The following is an 872-nucleotide window of genomic DNA, read 5'->3' as shown; positions in this document are numbered from 1 at the left end:
GCCTCAACGGCGACGGCGGATAAAAACAGCCTGGACACCGGAACGCTGGGTTTCAGGGATATTCATAACGAAGCGGACTTTACGGTCAGTCATGCGGGAGCCGGCATGAGCGCTGGCACCGGAGACACGGGCGGCGGGTTCAAAGGCAACATGCCGGTCGGGATGGTCACGGTCGGGGGCAACAGCGGTCATGCGGACGGGACGACGCAGGCGGCGGTAGCGGGCGGGACAATAGCGGTTCGCGACGCGGCGAATCAGCAGCAGGATGTGGCGGGTCTGAGCCGTGACGCGGAGCATGCGAACGACAGCATCAGCCCGATTTTTGACAAAGAGAAAGAGCAGAAGCGGCTGCAGGAAGTGAGTCTCATCGGGGATATCGGCAGCCAGGCGGCGGATATCGCGCGGACGCAGGGGGAGCTGAATGCGCTGGAGGAAGCGCGGAAGGTTTACCCGGATAAAACGGTGGAAGAGCTGAAAGAGACGCAGACCTGGCGTGATGCACAGGCGGAATATGGTACGGGGAGTGATTTTCAGCGTGGAATTCAGGCAGCGACGGCAGCGCTTCAGGGGCTGGCGGGCGGAGATGCCGGCGCGGCGCTGGCGGGGGCATCGGCCCCGTACCTGGCGAATATTATTGGTCATGATTCGGGATTAAGCGATGAGGCGGCGCTGATAGCGCATGCGATACTGGGTGGCGCGGCAGCGGCGATGCAGGGAAACAGCGCGGCGGCGGGAGCGGCAGGGGCCGTTTCGGGCGAGCTGGTGGCAAAAGCGATAATGGAGGCGATGTACCCGGATAAGCGGGTCAGTGAGCTGAGCGAAGCGGAAAAGCAGACCATCAGCATGCTGGCGAGTCTCTCCGCGGGAATGGC

The 872-nt window shown here is 63.1% G+C and carries 1 pseudogene; it reads left to right on the top strand.

Annotated elements, in window-relative coordinates:
* A pseudogene (locus tag FDX04_RS19635) lies at nt 1–872 on the top strand (hypothetical protein); the annotation flags it as partial.

Source organism: Citrobacter sp. wls615, from assembly GCF_005281355.1.
Lineage (GTDB): Bacteria > Pseudomonadota > Gammaproteobacteria > Enterobacterales > Enterobacteriaceae > Citrobacter > Citrobacter werkmanii.
This window is presented reverse-complemented; position numbering and strand designations above follow the sequence as displayed.